General features: G+C 40.5%; 15 protein-coding genes, 1 tRNA gene, 1 pseudogene and 1 CRISPR repeat array. Of the genes and pseudogenes, 6 read left to right on the top strand and 11 right to left on the bottom strand.

Going from position 1 to position 23,554, the window contains the following annotated elements; translation table 11 throughout:
• Positions 1–172 precede the first annotated feature (172 nt).
• The 4 genes from V7K69_RS22635 to V7K69_RS22620 all read left to right on the top strand — a co-directional run bounded on the left by V7K69_RS22635 (position 173) and on the right by V7K69_RS22620 (position 9,340).
• Entirely contained in the window at positions 173–742 is a 570-nt protein-coding gene (locus V7K69_RS22635) for an IS630 family transposase (RefSeq protein ID WP_335038459.1), read from the top strand.
• Positions 726–1,445, top strand: a complete 720-nt coding sequence (locus V7K69_RS22630) for a DUF4384 domain-containing protein (RefSeq protein ID WP_335038457.1) — start codon at positions 726–728, stop codon at positions 1,443–1,445. Before V7K69_RS22635 ends, V7K69_RS22630 begins: the two co-directional genes overlap by 17 nt.
• Before the next feature lie 333 nt (positions 1,446–1,778).
• Positions 1,779–2,903: a CRISPR direct-repeat array (repeat unit 35 nt; unit sequence GTTTTAATTCCTTTACCCCTCACGGGGATGGAAAC).
• Between the two features lie 592 nt (positions 2,904–3,495).
• Entirely contained in the window at positions 3,496–5,196 is a 1,701-nt protein-coding gene (gene ltrA / locus V7K69_RS22625) for a group II intron reverse transcriptase/maturase (protein ID WP_335038455.1), read from the top strand.
• A 397-nt stretch (positions 5,197–5,593) separates the two neighbouring features.
• Entirely contained in the window at positions 5,594–9,340 is a 3,747-nt protein-coding gene (locus V7K69_RS22620) for a tetratricopeptide repeat protein (RefSeq protein ID WP_335038453.1), read from the top strand.
• Positions 9,341–9,649: 309 nt separating this feature from the next.
• Here V7K69_RS22620 and V7K69_RS22615 read toward each other — a convergent pair whose 3' ends face one another.
• The 4 genes from V7K69_RS22615 to thrC all read right to left on the bottom strand — a co-directional run bounded on the left by V7K69_RS22615 (position 9,650) and on the right by thrC (position 13,589).
• Positions 9,650–10,888, bottom strand: coding sequence for a tyrosine-type recombinase/integrase (locus tag V7K69_RS22615; protein ID WP_335038451.1), 1,239 nt, complete (start codon positions 10,886–10,888; stop codon positions 9,650–9,652).
• 233 nt (positions 10,889–11,121) lie between these two features.
• A tRNA-Cys gene (locus V7K69_RS22610) sits at positions 11,122–11,192 on the bottom strand.
• 365 nt (positions 11,193–11,557) lie between these two features.
• Positions 11,558–12,151, bottom strand: coding sequence for a chromophore lyase CpcT/CpeT (locus V7K69_RS22605; RefSeq protein ID WP_335038449.1), 594 nt, complete (start codon positions 12,149–12,151; stop codon positions 11,558–11,560).
• 346 nt (positions 12,152–12,497) lie between these two features.
• Positions 12,498–13,589 (bottom strand): threonine synthase, encoded by a 1,092-nt coding sequence (gene thrC, locus V7K69_RS22600; protein WP_012407520.1) that lies wholly within the window; start codon positions 13,587–13,589, stop codon positions 12,498–12,500.
• 648 nt (positions 13,590–14,237) lie between these two features.
• Between thrC and V7K69_RS22595 the strand changes: the two genes are divergently transcribed.
• A complete protein-coding gene (locus V7K69_RS22595; protein ID WP_334808656.1) occupies positions 14,238–14,429 on the top strand; it encodes a hypothetical protein in 192 nt (63 codons plus the stop codon).
• A gap of 61 nt (positions 14,430–14,490) precedes the next feature.
• On the opposite strand, the gene V7K69_RS22590 is transcribed toward V7K69_RS22595, so the two are convergent.
• Entirely contained in the window at positions 14,491–16,866 is a 2,376-nt protein-coding gene (locus tag V7K69_RS22590) for a hypothetical protein (protein WP_335038446.1), read from the bottom strand.
• 372 nt (positions 16,867–17,238) lie between these two features.
• Here V7K69_RS22590 and V7K69_RS22585 point away from each other — a divergent pair, with 372 nt between their 5' ends.
• Positions 17,239–18,894 carry an iron uptake porin gene (locus V7K69_RS22585; RefSeq protein ID WP_335038444.1) on the top strand — a complete coding sequence of 552 codons (1,656 nt, stop codon included), beginning with the start codon at positions 17,239–17,241 and terminating at the stop codon, positions 18,892–18,894.
• Between the two features lie 28 nt (positions 18,895–18,922).
• Here V7K69_RS22585 and V7K69_RS22580 read toward each other — a convergent pair whose 3' ends face one another.
• The 6 genes and pseudogenes from V7K69_RS22580 to V7K69_RS22555 form a co-directional block, all read right to left on the bottom strand.
• Positions 18,923–19,084, bottom strand: a complete 162-nt coding sequence (locus tag V7K69_RS22580; protein ID WP_335038442.1) for a hypothetical protein — start codon at positions 19,082–19,084, stop codon at positions 18,923–18,925.
• A gap of 864 nt (positions 19,085–19,948) precedes the next feature.
• The gene (locus V7K69_RS22575; RefSeq protein ID WP_416209830.1) at positions 19,949–20,254 is read right to left on the bottom strand and encodes a CpeR family transcriptional regulator; all 306 of its coding nucleotides are present in this window, start codon (positions 20,252–20,254) and stop codon (positions 19,949–19,951) included.
• Positions 20,255–20,280: 26 nt separating this feature from the next.
• Entirely contained in the window at positions 20,281–20,910 is a 630-nt protein-coding gene (locus V7K69_RS22570; RefSeq protein ID WP_335038440.1) for a chromophore lyase CpcT/CpeT, read from the bottom strand.
• A gap of 59 nt (positions 20,911–20,969) precedes the next feature.
• Positions 20,970–21,506 carry a phycobiliprotein lyase gene (locus V7K69_RS22565; protein ID WP_335038438.1) on the bottom strand — a complete coding sequence of 179 codons (537 nt, stop codon included), beginning with the start codon at positions 21,504–21,506 and terminating at the stop codon, positions 20,970–20,972.
• A gap of 412 nt (positions 21,507–21,918) precedes the next feature.
• The gene (locus V7K69_RS22560; protein WP_335038436.1) at positions 21,919–22,701 is read right to left on the bottom strand and encodes a phycobilisome rod-core linker polypeptide; all 783 of its coding nucleotides are present in this window, start codon (positions 22,699–22,701) and stop codon (positions 21,919–21,921) included.
• 658 nt (positions 22,702–23,359) lie between these two features.
• Positions 23,360–23,554 (bottom strand): annotated as a pseudogene (locus V7K69_RS22555) (hypothetical protein); the annotation flags it as partial.

The raw sequence follows: 23,554 nt of genomic DNA, 5'->3' as shown, positions 1-23,554 counted from the left end.
AGGTAGCCGTTCTTGAACCCAATTAAATACCCTTGCTAAGTTAAACTCTTAGTAATTAATTATACTCTCACGAGAGTAATAAAAGAGCGTTAGGGGCAAAACTAAAAGTGCCTCGCCCTCAAAGCCATAACCAAGACGAGAAATTGGTATCTGAATTTAAAAAAAACTCGGAATCATTCTTAATTGTCTAGAAAAACATCTAGCACCCGGCAAGTGTGTTCGCTACCTGTGCCAGGATGAAACTAGGGTTGGACTCAAAACTCTTACAGGAAAAGTGATTACAGCTTTTGGAGTCAAGCCCACTGTTAAGGTGATATGGCCGAGGGAAAACTTTTGGATTTATGGTGCAATTGAACCATTGACGGGAGATCATTTCCTTTATGAATATCCAAAACTAGATGGCGAGTGTTTTCAACAGTTTTTGGATTGGCTATCTGTGCAATTAGGCTCGGATTATGCAATTTTACAGATTGACCAAGCACCGGCTCATACAAGTTCAGCGATTAGCTGGCCAGAGAATATTATTCCTTTATTTCAACCACCATCGGCTCCTGAACTCAATCCTATCGAAAGGCTTTGGCAAGCTCTCAAGAAACCTCTCAAAAATCAACTTTTCTCTTCTTTACAAGCTTTACGTGAACGTATCCAAGAGATATTCGACCAACTTACATTTGAGCAAGTAATTTCTGTCTCTTCTTATAACTTTATCCTAGAAGCTCTTTTCTATGCAGCTTCATATTAAATTGGTATTAAAAGCCAGAAATTTAACTCAAACAGATTTTGCTATAGAGGTAGGATTAGGTTACACAACTGTTAATAATTTCCTCAACAGTAAACCGATATATCGCACAAACTTCCAAGAGATTTGTGTTTTCCTGGACTTAGACTGGAAAGATATCGCTGTATTTGGTGAAGAAGCCGAAACCCAAGAACTCACACCCCTCGATAAGCTTTGGCAACAACTGCAATTATTAAGCTCTCCTACTGAACAAATGGGGCTAGTCTTAGTAAAAGAGGAAACACTAGGTTGGGGGAAGAATTTACCGAGTCGTTATGAAAAGTCAGTGCAGGTAGGCAGCTTTATTCGTTTTGAAGTCAACTTAGAGACTCCTGGATATTTAGTACTATTGCAAAAAGATACATCGGGACAACTATGGTGTTTTTGTCCCTCGTGTTTTGCTCCCCAGCCGCACTTAAATACAGGTAAGACAACTCTGCCTCAAGAAGGTTCGCCAATAACGTCTTTCCCAATAGAAGGCGAACCAGGTAAGGAGGAAATTATCGCAGTCCTTACCAAGGAAGTACCTGCATTAGACTGGTTACGGCAAGAGAATGATGAGGTTTTGAAACTAGAAGCAAGTCATCTTATAGAGTTACTAAAATATGTGACCGAACGCGGAGACTATCAACTTTGGTATACAGATTACATGGTTATTGCACGATAAAAAAGTTAATAGTTTAGGCGTTCAAAACTTCAAGTAGTTTGTTATACTACTGCTCAATAGCCACAGAACCTTGAAAACTTAATATCAGGTTTCAAAATAAAAGCGAAAGTGCTTAGTTTTACTTTTCATACGTAAGTTTTTAGCGGGGGTAGAGCGATCCCTGAAACCCTTATGATTTCGTTGACCCCCGCTAATCGCTTACTGCGTAAGAGTTTGACAAGGGTAAATGATTCCCAAATTGTCAATAATTTGTGCTTGTTGACAGCTAAATTCGACCCCCCGCTAAAATGGCTATCTCTAACCCTCTCTGGATAAGGCTTCTAGAAGGGTAGGGTTTTAATTCCTTTACCCCTCACGGGGATGGAAACTGTTAAGGTTCTCCTCGTTATCTCGAAGTTTTACGGGTTTTAATTCCTTTACCCCTCACGGGGATGGAAACAAGGCGGAAGTTAAGAAGCGAATAGCATTCACTTGTTTTAATTCCTTTACCCCTCACGGGGATGGAAACTTCACAGAGTTCTAAAATGTTGTTCTCTGCCAAAAATGGTTTTAATTCCTTTACCCCTCACGGGGATGGAAACTTTTTCTTAACCTCTCCTGTAGAAGAGGGAGAAGGGGTGGAGTTTTAATTCCTTTACCCCTCACGGGGATGGAAACGGAACATTGTTTCCTCGAAGCTCAAAATCAACTAATGGTTTTAATTCCTTTACCCCTCACGGGGATGGAAACTGTATTTCCCCCTGACAATACTTGATTGCATCTGAGGTTTTAATTCCTTTACCCCTCACGGGGATGGAAACAATTATTTGCAACCAATCTCCGTATAAGAATCAGCGGTTTTAATTCCTTTACCCCTCACGGGGATGGAAACCTCCGGGACAAACGGTTTCACAAAAACCTGTAGAAATTGTTTTAATTCCTTTACCCCTCACGGGGATGGAAACATTTCTGGATTCTGTTTTTGAATCCGATTCAAAGCGTTATTGTTTTAATTCCTTTACCCCTCACGGGGATGGAAACAATTCTCCTACCTCTGCACTGCACTGTGTCCAGTATGTGCCATGTTTTAATTCCTTTACCCCTCACGGGGATGGAAACTCCAGTTGCTGAAAACCAAAGTGCCTTTTGGACATGTGTTTTAATTCCTTTACCCCTCACGGGGATGGAAACTTGGAATGTCAATTTGCCTGATAACAATAAAGCGCAGAGTTTTAATTCCTTTACCCCTCACGGGGATGGAAACTATAAATTGTCCATACTAAGGACAAATTCCGAGAAATAGTTTTAATTCCTTTACCCCTCACGGGGATGGAAACTTGATAATTACACTTTTTACTCTCCCAATAAACATGGTTTTAATTCCTTTACCCCTCACGGGGATGGAAACATTTCTGTTATCACCATTTCTATTCCAGCCAACAGGGTTTTAATTCCTTTACCCCTCACGGGGATGGGTGCGACTATCGGTTGCACGTAGAGAGTGAGTTCCTCAGAAAAACTCGTGGCAAGTGTCAAAAGCCAGTACCCGCCCGAAGGGGCATTGCGGGTAACTGCGATGTTTCAGAGCTAGAGGGTAAAATGCGCGACATCAGCAAGCCGCACAGTTAGGTGAAGCGCTAGGGTAAAACTAGACAGGGTTAACAGATGTGAATCCTCGTAGAGGCATCGTGAAGAGGAATTACCGAAAACGGCTGAGACGGTAAAAGGGGTAAAGTGATTCTGCCCAATCCTCAGAATCAGTAGACACCTTGAACCCCCGGTGTATAGAGGGAACCCAAGCTAGTTGTATCTCTCGCGTGTAATACGTAGGAACCCCAACGGGGTCTTTTAACTAGGTCGATGTTTTAAGTAGAGATTGGAGTAATCCAGCTTTAATTCCCCGGTGGGTGTAAGATGCCACAAGAAGCGAATGCTGCTATGTCGAAAGGCAACAGGAAATCATAACTGAGCAGATAGGTCAAATGGCTAACTTGAAAGAGTGCTGACGTGTGGCGAGTGAATCCCTTGAAGTCTAATGCAACGGAAACCGAACTTCTTCGGGAAAAGTTAGGTGCAATTAAAAATTGTGAACGTAACCGGAAGAACTACTGACTGGAATAGCGTCAACTGGAGAAACGCGTTCCGAGTAGTTAGGCGACTAAGACAGAGAATTTTCAAGGCAACCACTGGCGGTAACTTGAAAAAGGTTGGCAGCCTTCAAAAGCTACTTATGCGTAGCTACTCTAATATACTACTTTCCGTTAGAAGAGTAACGCAATTAAACCAAGGCAGTAAAACAGCAGGGGTAGATAGATTACTGGTAAAAACCCCGGCAGCCAGAGGGTTGTTGGTGGATATTCTCACCAAATTTATTCCTTGGAAGCCGTTACCAGTCAAGCGGGTGTATATCCGTAAATCCAATGGAAAACAAAGACCTCTCGGAATACCTTGCATCGTCGATAGATGTCTCCAAGCCATCGTCAAAAATGCTTTGGAACCCTATTGGGAAGCGCACTTTGAGCGCACTTCCTACGGCTTTAGACCTGGAAGGTCATGCCATGATGCGATTGAAAGGATACATTCAATGTCAAAAGCAAACTCCACTAAAAAGTGGGTGTTAGATGCGGACATCGAAGGTTGCTTTGATAACATCTCTCATGTACCGCTAATTAATGCCATTGGTAATTTTCCAGCCAGAAAATTAATCCAACAATGGTTGAATGCGGGATATGTGGATAAAGGTGTTTTCCATAATACCAATGCTGGAGTACCTCAAGGTGGAATTATTTCACCTCTACTTGCGAATATAGCTTTGCATGGTATGGAATCTGCCCTCGGTATCAAGTACGATAAAAACGGTCATACGATTGGCGACCGAGGTATTGTACGCTACGCCGATGATTTGGTGGTGTTCTGCAAAAGTCGGGAAGATGCTGTAAAAGCCCATGATACCCTCCAAGAGTTTATGTTTACTCGCGGTCTAACTCTATCAGAGTCAAAAACCCACATAGTACGGCTATTGGATGGATTCAACTTCTTAGGCTTTCATATCAGACAATACCCAGATTCCACTACCAAAACAGGTAGGAAAGTATTAATCAAACCTAGCATTGAATCTTTGCAGAATGTCCGAAATAAAATCAAACAAGTTTGGCTGGATAATACTAGCTGTAGTGTTGATTTTGTCATAGACAAGCTAAACCCAATTATTCGGGGCATAGCCAACTATTACCGGACTGTAGTTTCCTCACAAATATTCAGTTCTCTAGATAGATGGATGTTTGTCAGGGAAAGAAGGTACGCCAAAAGAATGCACGCCAAGAAAAATCAATCTTGGTGTAACCGTCGTTATTGGGGAAGGCTAAATCTTGATAGAAGCGATTACTGGGTGTTTGGTAATAAGCACACAGGAAAACACTTACTTAAGTTTAGCTGGTTCAAGATTAGGAGGCATCCAATGGTTAAGGGTGCTTACTCTACCGATGACCCAGAGCTAAAATCTTATTGGGAAAATCGGCAGAATATTAAATCTAAAAGTTTAATTCCTAGTTACCAGAAGCTTGCCCAAAAACAAGATTTTAAGTGTCCTGTCTGTGGAGAATCATTACTAAATGATGAACCCATACAAAAGCACCATAAAATCCCTTGCCGTCAAGGTGGGAACGATAGTTACGCTAATTTAGAATTAGTGCATTATTACTGTCATCAACAAATACATTCTCTAGTACAGAAATCCAATTCTGAACTCGACGATGAACTGAGTCTTTGGTAGCTCTAGGATTTGCTAAAGCCGGATGCTTGGTTAACTTGCTTGTCCGGTTTGTCGGGGGGAAAGGGGTAGCAATATCCCTGCCCTACCCATTAAACGAGTAATCTTTAACTAACACTCTGTTATCTTCAATGTTTTAATTCCTTTACCCCTCACGGGGATGGAAACATTCTTAGGACTTGCTCCAGCCACTTCATTGGTTTGTAATAGTTTTAATTCCTTTACCCCTCACGGGGATGGAAACCACTTCTATATTGAAAATGTCAAAATAGTTGGTAACAGAGTTTTAATTCCTTTACCCCTCACGGGTATGAAAACTGATGATGAACAATTTTAGGTAAAATAAGTAATTGATTGAAAAGTCAAAACTAAAAAATATACAAACATCTGGAACTAGCAGATGAAAAAACTCTTAAAAAAATTAAATCAACTTAACCTACAGGTTGTGCAACTTGCTGGACAAGGAAACTTAAAGCAAGCAATAATTATTGCCCAACAAGCTGTCAACTTAGGGTCAAGCCAGCAGCTAACAGAGCATTCAGAATATTGTGATAGTTTGAATAATTTAGCAGAATTATATCGTATACAAGGATGTTATTTAGAAGCCAATCCCTTGTATTTACAAGCGTTAACTATTAGAAAAAGTCTCTTAGGTTCAGAACATCCTGATGTTGCACAATCTTTAAATAATCTAGCAGCACTCTACCATTCACAAGGGAATTACTCACAAGCCGAAAAATATTTTTTAGAATCTCTGGAACTTTGGAAAAGTATTTTTGGAGCCGAGCATTTTCAAATTGCGACTAATTTAAATAATTTGGCAGAGATTTATCGAGAACAAGGAAAATATCTCAAAGCTGAACAAGTACATTTAGAAGTTTTAGGAATGCGAAAACGTCTGTTTGGCGATGAACATCCAGATATTGCTCAAACTTTGACTAATTTAGGAGCGATTTACACATCCCTTGGACGCTATAAAGAAGCAGAAAAAATGCACTTAGAAACCTTGGCGATGAAAAAACGCTTATTTGAAGAGTTACATCCTGATATTACTGTTAGCTTGAATAATTTGGCCAGATTGTACGATGTTCAAGGACGTTATCTCGAAGCGGAACAACTGCATTTGGATGTTTTAGATAGATGGAAAGAAATATTAGGTTCAGAACATCCATACATAGCATCTACCTTCAGTAATCTGGGGGGAACTTATCAAGAACAGGGGCGTTACCTAGAATCCGAGCAAAAATATCTAGAAGCCTTGGCGATGAGAAAACGCTTGCTAGGTGATGAACATCCTGATATTGCTAGTGGCTTGGATAATTTAGCAGAACTTTATCTGATTCAAGGGCGTTATTTATTAGCTGAAAAAAAGGCTCTGGAAGCTTATTCTTTGAGAAAACAACTGTTCAGTTCTGAAGAGTTTGATATTGTTGATAGCTTAAAAATCCTGGCAGTAATTTACACCTACCAAGGGCGATATTTGGAAGCTGAAAAACTATATTTAGAAGTATTCCCAATACTAGAAAGCTCATTAGGGAAAGAGCATCCCATAATTGCCGATGCTTTAAACAATCTAGCAGGACTTTATGAAGAACAAGGAAATTATTCTCAAGCCGAACAAAAATATTTATCAGCTCTAGAAATTCAAAAAAATCTCTTAGGTAATGAGCATCCTGATATTGCCTTGACTTTCAACCAGATAGCAGTTATTTATCGGTTACAAGGACGATATTCTGAATCGGAACAACTGCATCTAGAATCTTTGGCGATGACCAAAAATCTTTTAGGAGAAAGACATCCATTCGTAGCAGCGATTCTCAATAATTTAGCAGCATTATATCATGCTCAATTCAAATATCAAGAAGCAGAGTCCTTATTTTTATCAGCCTTAGCTATTGTTAAAAGCGCCTTTGGTGACGAACACCCACAAGTAGCAAGTACGATGAATAACTTAGCGGTTATTTATGATTTTCAAGGGCGTTATCAAGAAGCAGAAGAACTCCATTTAGAAACATTGAGACTGAGAAAGTCATTATTAGGAGAAGAACACCCACAAATCGCTAATAGTCTGAATAATCTGGGAGAGTTATACTTTTCGCTGGGGCGCTATGAAGAAGCACAACAGAAGTATGTAGAAACTTTGGCAATGAGAAAACGCCTGTTGGGAGATGAACATCCTGATGTTGCATTTAGCTTAAATAATCTCGCAACGGTGTTAGCTGCGACTAACCGCCCAGATGAAGCTTTATGTCATCGCATCGAAGCCAGTAACATTAATGACAAGATTATTCGTAATATATTCGCTTTTAGTTCCGAAAGCGATCGCCTGGCCTTTCTGCAAAAAATCAGAAATAACTTTGACTTATTTCTTTCCCTAGTCTGCAACCATCTTGCTGACTCAGATAAAGCAAAACTTGCAGCATTCGATTTTGTCCTTAAACGCAAAGCCTTGACTGCATCGGCTCTAGCGGCTCAAAATGAAGCATTTTACAATGGCCGCTACCCGCAACTCACAGAAAAATTCCGCCAACTGCGCGATTTGAGCAATCAAATTATCCATCTTACTTTTGCAGTTCCCGAAACAGATGACTTAGCTACATACCAAGATAATTTGAGACAACTGCAAAACAGACATAACAACTTACAAAAACAATTAGCGGCACAAGTTCCAGAAATTCAGCTATCTGAGCAAGTTTTTGATTGTGAGGCGATCGTCGCAGCATTACCGCCTAACTCAATTTTGGTCGAGTTTGTCCGTTTCGACTTATTCGATTTTCAGGCAATTTCGGCCAATGGAGAAACACAATGGCATCCAGCACGGTATTTAGCATTTATCTTAACAGCCGGAAAACTAGATACTGTACAGATGGTAGATTTAGGCGCAGCTGATACCATCGACAGACTAATTATTGCCTTTCGCTTAGAAGCATCCGACTATACTCACCCCACATTAGCCTGGGGTAAAGGTAGTCAAACACCAAAACTACACATCAAATCATACAATTTTACAGATGCTATGCAACTAACTCAAGCACTGTTTAACCCCATCCGGGACTGTGTGAAAGATTGCAAACATCTTATCATTGCACCCGATGGTAATTTAAACTTAGTGCCATTTCAGATATTGCCGATTGATGCCACAGGCTCACGTCTATTAATGGATGAATATACCATCAGTTATCTCAGTGTTGGGCGAGAAATTCTCCGTAGCAAAGTTCAGCTACCGACAGATTTTATTTCTGCACCATTAATCATTGCCGATCCTGATTTTGATTTAACAGCAGATGCAGCCACAGATCAAGAAACTGGCAATGCACTAGCACCAAAAATACCAGAATTACTTACTACTCTCACCACAAAAGGCTTTTTCCGCGCTCCAGGAACAAGGTTTTTGGGGGAAAGTGTGGCGAAAAAACTGCCCGATGCCAAATTATACTTAGGTGCTGAAGCACTAGAAACCCGCCTGACTAGTAGCGGGTGTCCCAGTATCATGCTAATTGCTACTCATGGCTTATTCCAAAGTGATTCCCAGGCGCAACCAGTCACTAACAGGCGCAACCTATTAAACATGGAAGGACTGCGAACAACCAAGGTAGAAAATCCCATGTTGCGTTCTGGGCTGGCGTTAGCGGGTGCTAATACTTGGCTTGCTGGTGGGAGACTTCCTCAAGCAGCAGGTAAAGGCTTTGTTTTTGCCCAAGATATTGCCAGTTTAGATTTGTGGGCGAATGAATTGACGGTTCTTTCTGCCTGCGATACTGCAAGAGGAGATATTAAAATTGGCGAAGGTGTATTTGGGTTACGGCGTGCTTTTGCAGTGGCAGGTACAAAAACTCTGGTAATGAGCCTATGGTCTGTTCCTGACAAAGTAACTGCCTTACTGATGGAGCGTTTTTTTGATAACTTGCAGTCTGGCATGAGTCGGTCTGAGGCGTTACATTCTGCTCAGAATTATATACGTACAATTACAGTTAAGCAATTGCGCGAATCAGCTTTGGGTCTGGAAGTGCTAAAGGAACTTTTAGCGGTCAAAGAGTTATCAGTAAATAGTAAAATTGATTGTCAAGAAAAAGACACACCATTAGAACATCCCTTTTACTGGGGAGCATGGATTTGTCAGGGAAATACAGATCCATTGGTTAACTAGGGGTAAAAGTGGACAAGCTGGCATTAATCGCTACTTTTACCTCAATTACAAATATACAAGTGCAGCGATCGCTTGAGCAAAATTCACAATCAATCTTCCTATTTCGTTGATTTGGGTGGCAGTATAAAGGCAGACACCGAATAAAGCGCGATCGCGTCTTTGTGTTATTTACACAAATGCTAAGAGTTAATGGACAAGGTGATCATAAGTAGCAGCATTCGATGCAAAAGCTACTTTTATCAAATCACCGTATTTTCTGATTAACACAATTGCTTTGTAGGCGATCGCCTATATTTTAATTCAACAAATTTATAATTCTGGCACCTGTAGGTTACGTTTATTACCTGCGTAATGCTTGTAAATAATTTCTGGAGAGTTTCCAACCCACCTTCCTACATCTTTAGCATCAATATCAGCTTCTAGGCAAAGGGTAATAAAAGTGTGTCTGCATTGGTAAGGTTTGCGATATTCGCTTACTACACCCTGTTTTACAAGTTGAGTTACGATTCCATCTATATGTGTACCATGATGATTTTTGTAACCTTTCCAGGCATGATTGAGAAAATCTCCAAAGTCTACTATGCCACCTTTCTTGCTTCTAAAGATAAAATCATCTGGGTTACAGTTTTCAGGTTTGATAGAGTTTAAAATTTCACGTTGCTGATTATTAATCGGAAAACGTCTTTGGCTTTGGGTTTTTAATCCATCTTTCAGAGCTAACCCTTTAGTACTGATGGTAATTGCTTGCTCAAAGGTAATGTATTTATCACTGATATGCTTCCATTGTAGAGCGATCGCTTCTGATGGTCTGCATCCAGTAAAAAATAATAATTTGACTAAAGGAGCATAGTAGCTGTAAAGCTTACTCTCCTCGAACGCTTGAATTATGCTATCCCGTTCTTCCTTAGTAAAGGGATTAATTTCATATTCTGCCGATTCTGACTTCGGTATTTGAATATCTTTTGCCATACTTGGGAAGGGATTTGATTCAATTAGCTGACTCTTGAGTGCCCAATCACAGCAAGCATTTATATTTGTCAAAGTACGTTTAGCTGCATTAGCACTGAGATGTGCAACTAAATAGTCTCGAATGGCGATCGCATCATCTAAAGTTTTAGTTGGTAACTTAGCAATGTGATTGCGATACTTGCGGTAGTCAACCGCATAAGTAGAAGGACTAACCTGTGGTTTTTTAAACTCAGCGTATTTTTCCCATAATTCTCCCAAGTCTGGTTGGGGGTTAGGTGAAGGGGTAATTGGGGTAATTGGGGTAACGGTGCTTAATGATGCTGCTGGTTTGTACTTAACTAAACTGGCATCAAACTCTCCATAGTCAATATCCCTCTGGATTTTTGTCGCCAAAGCCGATGCTTGATGTCTTCCAAAAGGTGTATCGTCATGCCTTGTTGAAAGATAGAAACGTTTGGTTTTTAGCTCTCCAGTGGGCGTAATAATAGGATGAGAAAAAACTAATTGGAGACTGCCGTTAGAGTTCTTTATCTGCACCGAACCCCGACGGGCAATACTTTGAGATTTTTGAGATTCCATAAGGGTGATTAACTGGGGTAAAGACCTTTATCCTTCCACTTTACCCCAGTTTTACCCCAGTTTTACTTATTGGGGTAAAAACCTCTACCTTACATTTTTACCCCAGTTTTACCCCAGTTCTTTACCCAAACTACCCAAAATTACCCCAAAAATATTGGAAGGCTCTGGAAACAAGCCCTATAACTACCATTAAAAAAGGGCTTCAAAGCCCTGTAATGCTTATATTTATTTGAAGGCGGCACCCGGATTTGAACCGGGGGTGGAGGTTTTGCAGACCTCTGCCTTACCACTTGGCTATGCCGCCACATTGACACTATAAAGCTTGCCTACGATTTGATATTTTAAGGAGGCAATAGCGTCAGTTTAACAATAGTAGCATAAGATTGTGAGGTAGAGATAGGGGGTTAACTAGATGTTTCTGGTAGTCTTTTAGTCTTGCGTTGCTGTCCAGGTTTTCGTTATATCTGGATTAGCGATCGCTAATCCAAACTTCTGTGATAATTTAGCACTTAACCTGTGCTTCTTTGCTAGGAGCGTGTTCCATACCACCTAGTCAATACTACTTTTAAGAATATCAACCAAGAAATTAACAGTTGTAAGTGGGGAGATCGTGAAATAGACGTTCATCAACATCTACCCACAAACGGCTTACTTTGAGCATCTAGCGCCTTAATTAGCTTTGACTTCATCGGCAAAATTAGCCCATCGGACAAAGTGAAAGGGCCCGGCGATGGAACCCCACAGACGCTCATCAGTGTCTAAATCCCTTCCCCGGTCGAGGCTGAAAAATTCTTTAGCGTCAATCTCAAATTCGTTATCTAAATAAGTATTTTTGCCGTCACGAACCACAATACAGCCTTTACCAGGTTCAACTCTGCCTTTGAAGCTCTTACCTGTCCACTCTACAATCATGTTGCAGCCTGACATTTTTTCCAGTTGGTCAACAGACAACTCTTTGAGGCGTTCGGGTTGACGAGATGCACCGTAAAATTTTTGTTCTTCTTTAACGGTGTAGTGTTCAATAGCAATGTGGTTTTCTGCGGGAATCAACTTCATTACCCGCATCCGGTAGGGTTGATTGAGCATAAAATCATAGGCTTGTTCGAGAAACAAACTTACCCCTGAGAACAATTCCAAGGGAAGGGGACGGATACACACACGAATGTGGGCATAAAAAGGCGGATTTTCAAAAGCTTGTTCTTGATTACTAAAGTCAGCTGACATCCATCGGGCTAAGGTAGCAATATCAGTAGAATGAGTCACGTCGCTTCGCTCCAAATTCAAAATTTAAAATTCAAAATTAATAATCCCCATAAATTTATTTAGGGGATTGTATTTTTTTTCTTTGTTGATGATTATTAAAATGATCAACCAGTTGATTAAAAATTCTTTAGGATTATACCATTTTGGATTTTAGATTTTAGATTTTTGATTGTGGATTGCCTTGCTGCATCTTGCTTAGTGTGAATTCGTCTATCTCAATCATTTGGCAATTTGGGATTATTTTGACACTCGCCAGACTAAAAAATATTGGTTGCGATACCTCCGGTGGGCTTTGCCTAAGCAATTTTTCAATTAGATATTAGGATCGCTTGTATTTCCAGGTTACTTAAAATCCCATTGCCTCGGCGACTGCGCCCAATTCTGCTGCAATCCCCTGTTTAAATTGACTGTGATTGTGTTTAATGGCTGTATCTGGGTCTTTTAGACCATTGCCTGTGAGGACACAAACCACTGTAGCCCCTGTAGGAATTTGGTCTTTTACCTGCAATAATCCGGCTACAGAAGCGGCGCTAGCAGGTTCGCAGAAGATGCCTTCTGATGATGCTAAAAGTCGATAAGCATCAAGAATTTCTGCATCGGTAACAGCATGGAAATTTCCCTGACTGGCGGTTTGGGCTGCGATCGCTAATTCCCAGCTAGCAGGGTTGCCAATACGAATTGCTGTCGCTAGGGTTTCGGGATGCGCCACGGGCTGACCGTGTACTAATGGGGCTGCACCTGCGGCTTGGAATCCCATCATTCGGGGTAAGCGATCGCACTTTCCATCTTGATGATATTGACAAAAGCCCATCCAATATGCTGTTATATTTCCCGCATTGCCTACGGGGATACACAGCCAGTCTGGGGCATCACCCAGTGCATCGACGATTTCAAAGGCTCCAGTTTTTTGCCCTTCTAGGCGGTAGGGATTGACCGAATTTACCAAAGTGACTGGATAGCTTTCGGCCATTTCGCGGACAATTTCTAGCGCTTGGTCAAAATTACCTTTAATTGCCAATACTTCTGCACCATACAGTAATGCTTGGGCTAACTTGCCCAGCGCTACATAACCGTCGGGAATTAATACAAAGGCATTCATCCCTCCACGCCTTGCATAAGCGGCGGCGGCGGCTGAGGTGTTACCCGTGCTGGCACAAATTACTGCTTTTGCTCCTGCTTCCTTGGCCTTGGAAATTGCCATAGTCATCCCCCGGTCTTTGAAGCTGCCGGTAGGATTCAGACCATCATATTTTACAAAAACCCGTACTTGTCTGCCAATACGTTCTGCGATCGCTGGCACTGGTATTAAAGGTGTATTACCTTCCAAAAGAGTGACCACCGGGGTTTTTTCACTGACAGGCAAGTATTGGCGATAGGCTTCTATCAGTCCGGGCCAGGGTTGGCGATGAGATTTAGCAACAGACAGGCTCAAAGTCACAGGATTTAAAATTTCTTAATGTTAAGGATTCGATATCAGAGAAAGTGGCAGATGGAAGCGGAAGAGGAAGAAAGTGAATTTTTCTTTGCCCTGTCCCAGCCCTTTAGTTCCAAAAGAATATTACTTATAGAATATTATTTTTTGTGGTGCAGGTGTTTCACTTGCCATTTTTATTTAGAATACCAGTTAAATACGCAATGTGCTGTCTCTCCTTGGCAGTAGCCTTGGACGAGTCCTTGCCCAAGACTACTGCCAAAAAGAGTGGATATTAAAAAGGTATATTTTTAAGGGGATTGGGGAAATCTATACTGCGTAAGCCCTCAATTTTCATAATTTAGCAGAATTCTTGATATAGTCTACATATAATTCGTGCGTAAATTACCCAAAAAGGGCGATAATAATTCATACAAACATAATTGACAGGCTATGAATTTAAGTATTGCTAAGTACCGTCAAGTGGACGGAAGCTTTGCACACTTAAGGCGCTGTTCTGTTTGGAACACAGCCATGATGCTCACCGTCTCTTATGATTGAACCTAAAAACCATTAGAGTAATTGATGAAAAATATACAATATTTTAATAAAGCTTAAAAGAGCATTATTATAATATTTCTAATGGTGTGAGTTAAATTGTGGATTTAATTAGCGATGCCTACTTGTTTATCTAGTGTTTCCGATCGCGAGTCCCAGGCTAACTGGGTGAGTAAGCTAACCAAGTCTTATTATCAAGACGATCAGCAAGCTAAATTGATGAATTTACAAGCAGAAGTAGACTCTCTGTTGCAGCAGTTGGAAAACTTGAAGAACCAACGTCTAGCTGAAACTAACCAAAAAGAATAAGTCAATTTTGGAGACAGCGATTGCCAGTGCCTCTTTAATTTAAATTTGATTAGGGGGCGTGCTATTCAAAGCGCTGATTTTTCTCTGACCAGCGCCTCAGACTGTAGTTATGAGCATTTTCAACTAATAAAGCTAAAGATTGCACGTCTGAAAGCTTGGCGATCGCAGAGAGTCTTTGTAAGTCATTTTTGGTAAAATCACTGTAAATGACTTGATTTTTATCAGACAAAATTATAGTCCGGTCGCGGCGTTCTTCTATGTTTTCCGCCTGAATTTCAGGTGAAGACTGATTCAAGGATGCTATTGCTACTGCTGAAATAGTCAGTATTATCTCTGGTTGAGCATTATTTGTTAAATCAATCACTTGAACGGGCCAATTACCCAACTTTTCCTGCATCTGCTCAAAGGTAGGAATAGCACCAGCCGCAACTTCGCCAGATTGCTGTAAAGATTGCCACACACTCGATAATATTACCTTCACCCCTTGGGGATTTTGTTGATGCAGTTCTTGTAGAGTGATGGGAGATGGTTGTACCCATTCCAGTGCTGCATTTGTCAAAGCTAGAGGTTTGGGTTGGAGAACATCGTTTTGATTCTCTGGAATTTTTGGGCCCGCAACCAATAGGCGCAAAACTTTACCCTGTAGTTGCACTGCTTTGATAGCGGCTATAGTAATTTTTTGTTCTCCATTTGGCAACCAGACTATAATCTGAATTTCTGGGTCAGAAATGATTCCCAAAGTTTTCCAGAAAAATTTGGCGGCGGCAGTTTTGGATGGGTTCAAATTCTCAAAGGGGGAATTTAGCCAGCTTTTACCGTCATTAAATGCACTCACCTCTACCTGATACCAAACTTGATTATCAGTGAGTTTCAAGTCTGCTGAGGAATTTGGTTGCAGCCACTCGCTGCTAGTAACTTGAGTAATTGGTTGCACTGTACCAACAATCTGACTAGGGTGAGTAGAGGATATTTGCGACTTTGCACCTTCACTATTGAGTCTTGCTAATAGACCTTGAATATAGACAAGATTATCTTTTGTAATTTTTAGTTGCGTCTTTAACCAGGAATTAGCGTGTTCTTCTCCCTGCTGAACAGCCAAAATCAAAGCAAACCAAGCTTGCACATCTAGTCTATTTGGGTTTACCCGCAACGCTGCGGCTGTGCGATTCCACAACCGTTTTTTATCGGCTTTGAGCAGAGTAGCAATTTCTTGAGTATTATGTGGCGACGCTTCAAACACCTGTAATGCTTTCCCCCAACGACCATCAATCAAGTTTGCTAACACTTCTTGACTAGGACTTGCCCATTTTTTCTGGGCTTGGGTTTTAGTAAGTTGGGAATGCAAGCGAATCAAATCCATTTGCGCTTGCGCCACCTCTGGAAAAACTCCTTGGCGCTGTTTCTTGATGAATTTCAACCACTCAAAAGCTGGTGTCCATAGTCCACTACGGGCAATTGACAGGGCATTTTGGTATGCAGAATCTTTGAGGACTGCTGATTTGAGAGTAATCGCCTCTAATTCAATTGGTTTGAGGAATAACCTCACAGGCTTAACTTGGTAAACCTGTAAGTGCGGTTCTAAACCTATAGTTTGATCGACAACTAACTCTTTTGTACCATCACCAGTTACCTGCTGCCATCTGGGTAATTGTCCGTTGGGACTTGCCCAAGACAACATTTGTAGTAAATTGGTGCGTTGTGGATTGTAGTATACAACTTGACCATAAGCACCAGTTCCTGGTTGGTGTTGACCCTGCAAATTAAACCAAACCCCTGGTGATGGTGTCCCACCGTCAAAGCGTTGCACTTTAGTTAAAGGTAAGGGAACACTGATATCTTGGGGTTCTGATGTCTCATCAAATGAGGGTGAAATCACAGAGGATTCTTCTGGCCCAGTTATAGGTAATTGAGTGGCTAGATAGTAGTAATTTTCGGACTGAGATTTAAACTCTAACTCTTTTGATAGCTCGTAAACTCTGAGTTCCACAAGTGTTTTGCAATCAGATTGACAATTAGCACGCTGTTGCCAAACTGGGAGTAAAAAAGAGTCTTTCGCATCTTGACGTAAAGGCAGAGTTTCGCCAAATATTTGGTTTTTTTGACTCAAATCGAGTTGAATTTGTTTGAGAGTTTTGGGGCGTTCGTGGTTCCCAAGGGGGATTTGTGCCCATACAGGTAAAATTTTATTTAGCCAGCTTACCTGGTCTGGATTGAAGATGAAGAGAACGCTAATCCAGGCGAAAACCATAATTAGACTAGCACTAGTCAACAAAATTGCGTAGGCGCAGCCCGTCGTAGACATCGCTAGCGTTGACGACAACCACCTTCCCCCTTTGAGCTTTTTCTGGGGTTTTTTAACGATGCGTTTCATCACACCTGTATGAGGTTTATTTTGTTTAGAGGCTTTTGGTGTCAGCTTACGTGGACGATTTGCCATAGATTGGGGATTAAAAATTGAGGATTGGGGATTGAAAAAGAGGCAAGGGAGCAGGGGGGACAATTCAGAAAGGGTGATTCAGACCCATGTTCCGCTCTACTTCACGGCTCTCGGTTGGGGTCATTTCCCCCTGTTTCTTCGTTGAGAAAACTCTTTCCTAATTCCCAGTACCTAGTTCCCAATACCCAATACCCTGTTATACTCGTCCTTTCAGAAGTTGCCCAGAAAGATTAAGTCTAATTTTGAACAAAATCCGTAAATTTTCCCATGTGAACGCTAGACAATAGCGCATACACTCTTCACTTAGGTATGTGAGCAGAGTGTAAAAAGTTGAAAGGTATACTTATTAGCCGCAGTCATTGCAAAACCTGGATGCTCGCATGGTTACTAATTGCGGGAGTAAATGGAGTTGCACAAAAAGCATCAGCACAAGAGTACATCAATACAGAAGCTACTCAGGCGCAGGAGAGTATAGATTTAAATTCTCCTCCCCTTTCCCCTATAAATCCGATGGCGCAAGTTACATCGGTTTCTCAACTCAAAGACGTACAACCCAATGATTGGGCATTCCAAGCATTACAGTCTTTGGTGGAACGCTATGGTTGTATAGCAGGGTATCCAGATAGTAGCTATCGCGGTAATCGCGCTTTAACTCGGTATGAATTCGCCGCCGGTGTGAATGCTTGTTTAGATAGAGTCAACGAATTAATCGCTACAGCTACTAGCGATTTAGTTACCCGCGAAGATTTAGCAACATTACAAAAATTGCAATCAGAATTTGCCCCTGAATTAGCAACTTTGCGGGGTCGTGTCGATAGTTTAGAAGCCAAAACTGGCGAACTTGAAGCCAACCAATTCTCAACAACAACCAAACTCAGTGGACTACTAATAGTTGGTATTCAAGGACGGACTAGCAATCGTGGTGATGTCAATCCTAGAGATGGACAAAAAGATACAGATGATGCAGGGACAAACATTAATGTCATATCCCTAGCGCAACTATATTTGACTAGTCAAATCACTCCTAGTAGTTACTTGTTTACAGGTCTTTTAGATGGTAACGGAACAACTTCGCCTAGATTTACCAATAGTGTTTCTAGAAATGATGTTTTTCTTGGCTACGAATTTCCTACAGATAGTTTGATTGTAAGTGACCTCAATTTTCATTGGCTGGTGACGGATAAATTAGCAGTAATGGTGGGAACAGAAGGCGTAAGTATGCCTGCTGCTTTCCGAGGCCCCAATCGGGTAGAAAGTGCTGCAACAGGGCCTCTGTCTTTTTTTGCCCAAAGAAACCCAATTTTAAATATGGGATACGGTCACGGCGGTATAGCTATTGATTGGCAATTTGCTAAACGCGCTAGTTTACAGGCAATTTATACTAGTTATCAACCAGGAAATCCCGGTAATAGTAGCGGTTTATTTGATGGAACCACAACTACTGGTGTGCAATTGCTGCTAACACCAACTGACACTCTAGATTTAAGCTTATATTACGTCAATAATTATTCTTCGGATGGTTGTTTGCTAACCTTTGTTGGTGATGAATGCTTAACTACAGTTAATACCACTACCGGAAAATCAGCACCTTTGCAAACTAATGCTGTGGGTGCGACTGTTACTTGGCAAATTTCACCTCGCATTAGCGCAGGTGCGTGGGGTGGTTATACTAAATCTTACATTCCTGGGCAATCGGGAAATGTAGAAACGACGAATTATATGGTGTTTATGAATTTCCCTGATTTATTTGCTAAAGGAAATTTGGGGGGAATTTATGTCGGTCAACCTCCGAAAATTACCAGTAGTGACCTACCTGTGGGGAATAATGTCCCTGATTTTATTAATACGGGTTTAGGACGTGCAGGTGGACAACCAGGGACTACCACTCAAATTGAGGCATTTTATCGTTTCCAGCTAACAGATAACATTAGTATTACACCAGGAATAATTCATCTCTTGCAGCCTGGTAATACACCAGATAGTGACTCAGTTACCATCGGCATTCTGCGGAGTACTTTTAGTTTTTAATTTTGCTTGCAGACAAACATTATAGAGCCTATAGCATATCAGACGAGAGAGCCATCTGATAAATTAAATTTTTTGGCGATTTTTGCGTCAGTTCTGGAGATATAAAAAAAGATTTGGCGGTGAGCCAAACCTCTATATAAATCCAGTGCATAACAACATCCCGAATTAATTTACTCATTATTAGATTCATAGGGCATCTTCCTATAGGATGTGTGCAAATATCCTCAAACCTGATAGGATATTTTTCTAAAAATACCAAATAATTAACGACAAAAAAGACGGGCGCTAGCCCGTCTTCTGTATAAAAAGTAAAAACATCTTGGTAATTTCTGCAATATATCAAAATACTCTAATCACTAGCTGCCAAATTGCCAAAGACTTATCAATCAACCACAAATATTATTTTCTCTGTACTTAAATGTATTTGTCGTTTCTAGATTTTACTCTCAATAAAAATTAATAGTTACTCAAAGGATTTAGTGATGATTTATAATAAAAATATTTAGTTTTCTCTTGTTATCGTTAATTAATATTGCATAAGGTGTGGTCTTAAGACACAAAAATGCGTAGGCGTTGCCCATCGTAAACATTGCACCATCACTTAGAGATAATTTATACTTGTCGGCATAGTATAATATTTTACAAAAATTACGCAAAATATATCTGTAGGGTAATTCATGAATTGCCCTTACAGTGCAGGTTTATTTAACATCAAAGAATAATCAATAAAAATTTATTTGTTAGGTAAAACCTACGTCAATACTGCTCGGTTTTTGGATTTTTAACTCGGAATTGGGTTTTGGGAAAAGGTTAAAGGTTTTTTCTTTCCCCTTTTCCGCAACCTCATTCCCCAAAACCCGACAAGTATTGAAACCTATCAGTATTAGATTTTTTATAGAGTACGTATTTCTACTAAACTTAGACGGCTAACTGTTAACAAGTAACAGCTAATTATAGTAAATAATTAGCAATTAAACATTAACAATTAGCCGTCAATCCCCTTGGGGAGTATTTAAAATTCAAATGTCAAAAGGATTTTCGTAGCAAAGTCACTCTAAGCACGCTCATCAAATCTAGTGTAGAAACCACCGTATTTTATCCAGTATTGTTTCAAAGTATGATGAGGAGTATGTAAACTAGCTTTAGCCTGATATAAAATTACTTGGCGATGATCGCCCATCCAGATTTTATTAATGGGGTCAACGGATATTACTGTTCCTCCTAAAGAAGCGACACATTGAGAGAATCTTTCAATGGTCGTATATTCTAATGTCTCGAATATAAAAAAGTTACCGGAACAAATCAAGTGGCGGCTACGAATCCAACAGCGCATCTTTTTTTCAGCCTGTGGAGGTAACATTTTATATTTAACAGATTCAAGCTGAATCAACATAATGCTCTCACTGCAAGTAATTCATCAGCAAAACTTTCCCGTTTTTCAAACCGCAAAGGGCCAGCAGTTGATCCCCATATCTGTTTGTGGGTTTCAATATCCATACCTTTATCTAGACTTATCCAAGTATGCTCGGTTATTTCTACGTCGCTGACTAGATATGTCTGGCAGCCATTGCGGTTAATCAGACATTGATTACCCGGTTCGACGCTACCCCGAAACATTTCACCCTCTCGTTGGAAAACCATCGAACAGTGATAACGCCGTTCGATACAATCTGGGGTGATGGTTTTGAGGATATCTAATTCACGAGCCGCACCTGCATAAAGCATCTGGTCTTTCAAGCTGTAATTTTCGATATAAATGCGATCGCCACAATCTACCAGTCTATGTACTCCCTGGCGGTAGGGTGTCCATAAATCGTGGTCATAAGCTTGTTCTGAATAAAAACCGATGGCGGAAAAAAATTCAATCGGTAAAGGACGGAAAAAAATGTGAATGTGGGCGTAAAGTTGGGGATTGGCAAAAGATTGCTTGTAGTTGCTAAAATCTCCTGCCATCCAAGAGGCTAAGGTGAGCAAATCACTAGCGTTGGTGCTAGATTCACTGGGTGCTATTGTCATAATTCAACCTCAGTAGTGACAAAACTAGATGATTCCTTTTATGTTTTAACCTGATATTACTAACTGGTTGAACTAGACAAAGAACGAATCTCTGAAGAAAAGGAAGCTGTTGTCACACCTTTACCATCACTGGTTTTAATTGTCGCTACCCGAAATCGCAGATTTGGTGTAGCAAACCAAATTCGCTCTTCAGCAGCAGCGTGTTCATACTCCGTCAGCAGGGTAAAAATCCCATCTTCACTCAAGTGGTATTTACCCACTGCTGGGATTGTCTCAGCGTATCCTTGGTCGCGTAAGAGTTTTCCCCTAGAAGGATTTTCTATATTTGGAATTGGCACCAGCACGGTACTACCAGAGATTGGTTTATCGTCCCAGTCTGACTCACCTTTCCAAGTCATCCGAAAGGGGTGAGTGATACTGCCGGGGTCGGTGTCATACAATTGACAAATTGCTAATACCGCCGGATCGTCGGTGGATAGAGACTCAATGTCAATGTTAGATAGGACTTGTTCAAAGTGAGCGAATGCTAAATGATGACCGCTACGTTGCGATCGCCATCGCCCAATTGAAAGTTCAAAAAATTCAGTAATTTCCATTAGAAAAGTGATTTTAAAAGGTAGCCTACAATCCAAGAAATATCTTGGCTAAATAGTTATTCTCCCTGTCTATATACTAGCTTTCTTGACTAAAACTGCATTTGGGAGTGCTGTACATGGATAGCAAGGCTTTTAGCCCCTGCTGAGTTAGGAATTAGGAGTTAGGCAATACGGTTCGGATAAGCATTTTTCACTTTCCTTCTGGTCTAGGAAATTGGCAAGGGGTAAAGGGGAAAGGATGTATTCAAAACCTTTTTCCTTTCCCCTTTAACCGAACAGTATTGAGGAGTTAGGGTTATTATTCTATCCCCAGTCTCACTGCCTACTTACCGACTTAAGCAACTTCAGTAAGAGCCTGTCAAGAAACAACTTTTACAATTTATTATCTAGAAAGCTTACTGAGAAGGCATTTCTAGCTCAAAAGAGGCAAGGTTGTTACATGACAAGCTCTAATACTGATAATTTTGCCGCCCATTGTATGAATATTTTGCACTTGTCCAGACAGTTGGTTGTAGTTAACTACATATTCAAGGTTGCCTAAACGAGTACGGAGACTAGCTGAACCTTTGACTGCCTTAATTAAGAAGCGTTTGCTGGTGCTGCTTACACTAGAACCAGCAGCAGGAGGCTTGATAGATGTGGGTAAATTTGCACCTATATCCCTGATTAGTTTAGCTTTGCGATCGCTATCGCTGCTTGCTACTCCTCTCAATAAGGTAAAGGTGCGGTTAAAGGTAACATTCTTAATTCCGATTTGGGAGCTAGTGCTGCGAGGATAAGGAACAATATTCTCGCCAAAATTCTGCTGATACTCTTCGCTATCGATATAGGATTCGATTTCAGCATCATAGCCCTGTTCGTTGTAGATGCGAACGTGTTCGGCAATTTCGGCTTGATCGGCAGGAGGACGACCTAGCAGGTGTTTGAAGTTTAGTTCAATGAACCGATATTGGGAAGAAGAACTGAAAAACAGAGATTGATAGAGTTCTGATTTGGCAACAGTGTTGACAAATTCGCGGACACTGATTTTGCGATCGCGCAATTGCGATTCCGCAGTAGCTAGGCGCTCACTTTCTAGCAAGTGAGCATTCCCTAAAACCTGTTTGTAAACCGCTCGAATCAGTGTTTGTAATTCACTTTCGCTGGTGTTTGGATGCAGTTCAAGACTAGGTGAATCAATAGCCCACAGTGACATAAAAGTATCTCCCTAAAAACGTAAATTAAATGAAATTTTTGAGTATCCTACCCCTTATGGGCGTGGAATTTAACCTCAGTTGTCAGTTATTTTTGCTACTGACTAGCATTTGTAAAACTTTATTTTTTTAAATTGCGTTAGATATCTTTGTTTATGACAACTGACGGCAGAATTTAGCAAATCCTAATCATGATGCTGGTCTAAAAGCTATTTAAACTATCTCCCAGTTAACAACTAGATTTTATGAGAAGGAATTCAGCAGATGTTAAAAAACTTTACATCTTTTTGAAAAAGGAGAAGTCATAGAGACTTTAAATCCTTATTAGTTTGAATTATTTAAGTTTTTACATCATTAAATACCTTTACACATTCTGATACGATGCCGAAACCATATTTATTAAATTTTGTTAAGTTAGATAATACTTTAGAGAAATTTAAGCTTGTTTTTAGAATTTGATTTGAGATTGGGATACAGGCGATCCTATTGTTGTTTTCCCTTGAGCAAGAGTATTTATCGTGCCGATTCGCTAAAGTTAATCTTGGTAAGTGGGCAAGAATAAATCAAACTATGTTACGTAATGTAAATTCAATTAGATTGGTTCTAAGTAAGCAGCTATAAGCGTGACTACAAACCTGGAATTATTCGCACTCACTTACCTTAACGAATTTGAAAAGTAGCCAGTTGGGTGATTAAATGGTCAAAATAGGGATTAAGAATTTCTTGCTGATTGGCTGGGCAGCGTTTCAAACTAGCAGCTTTAGAGAACACCACAGAATGATTGATCCTATGATCAGAGAAAGATAATTTTAGTATGCAGCCTACCTCATGTCTCCAAAATCTATCATTCAACTT

Source organism: Nostoc sp., assembly GCF_036917775.1.
Classification (GTDB): Bacteria; Cyanobacteriota; Cyanobacteriia; order Cyanobacteriales; family Nostocaceae; genus Nostoc.
This window is presented reverse-complemented; position numbering and strand designations above follow the sequence as displayed.